Origin of the sequence: Sulfurihydrogenibium sp. (assembly GCF_027448985.1) — a bacterium.
Taxonomy (GTDB): Bacteria; Aquificota; Aquificia; order Aquificales; family Hydrogenothermaceae; genus Sulfurihydrogenibium.
Genome location: NZ_DAIDMN010000175.1, coordinates 1 through 987, shown reverse-complemented (window position 1 = coordinate 987; position 987 = coordinate 1). Strand labels below are relative to the sequence as shown.

Annotated in this window: 1 protein-coding gene and 1 pseudogene; both read left to right on the top strand. The window is 35.5% G+C overall.

Annotated features, from left to right (window positions below):
• A pseudogene (locus tag NE054_RS08425) lies at positions 1-196 on the top strand (succinate dehydrogenase/fumarate reductase iron-sulfur subunit); the annotation flags it as partial.
• 15 nt (positions 197-211) lie between these two features.
• Positions 212-970 carry a CoB--CoM heterodisulfide reductase iron-sulfur subunit B family protein gene (locus tag NE054_RS08420; RefSeq protein WP_297890548.1) on the top strand — a complete coding sequence of 253 codons (759 nt, stop codon included), beginning with the start codon at positions 212-214 and terminating at the stop codon, positions 968-970.
• Positions 971-987: the final 17 nt, after the last annotated feature.

Sequence of the window (987 nt, the reverse complement as noted above, 5' to 3'; positions counted from 1 at the left end):
AAGAATGTTTTTTAAAGGTAAAGTCAACATTGCAGACTTTTTTGGCGGACAAAAAGTAAAAAGACACGAAGAAGTTCAAAAGATTATGGACAAAGCCAGACAGATGAAGGATAAAGTGAAAATAAAAATAATTCCGGATGTTCAAACTGTTTACGAAGACAAAAGAAAATCAAAAAAAGCAAAAGTTCAAGATTAAAGGAGGTTTTTTAAGATGTTAAGATATGCATTTTATACAGGATGTTCTGCAAAAGGAGTTGCTCCAGAGTTATACGAATCTACCAAATTAGTTGCAGAAAAGCTTGGAATGGAACTTGTAGAACTTGAAGCAGCTACATGTTGTGGAGCTGGAGCAGTTCAAGAAAAGGACGAATTTATGTCTCTTGTTATAAACGCAAGAAACCTCGCATTAGCTGAAGAACTTGGACTTGATATGCTTACAATATGTAACACCTGTACTTTGATGCTTAGAGAGGCAAAGTTTAAACTCGACAAAAATCCGGAAGTAAGAGCGGCTGTAAATGAAGTTTTGAAGGAAGCAGGATTAGAGTATAAAGGTACTATAGAGGTAACCCACTTTCTATGGGAAGTTATAGATGCTGTAGGGTTGGATAAAATAAGGTCCATGGTTGTTAGACCTTTAAAAGAGTTTAACATAGCTCCATTTTATGGATGCCACATAATAAGACCACCTTACCTTATAGGTTACGAAGACCCGGATAATCCAAAATCAATAGAGATGCTTATAGAAGCATTGGGAGGAAATCCGGTAGACCATGAAGCAAGACTTGCATGCTGTGGTTTTCACTCCTTCTGGTCAGCAGAAGAGAAAGTAACTCTAAAACTTACAGCTATGGATACTCAAGCTGCAAAAAAAGAAAAAGCTGACTTTATGGTTACACCATGTCCTCTTTGCCATATCAATCCTCCTGAATTAAATTTCTATACAAATCTAAAACTCTTTTATCTTTAATATAATAACATACAATT

What these genes read in the sequence shown, in the direction of transcription:
- NE054_RS08420 (WP_297890548.1), top strand. Translation starts at nt 212, where the DNA reads ATGTTAAGATATGCATTTTATACAGGATGTTCTGCAAAAGGAGTTGCT.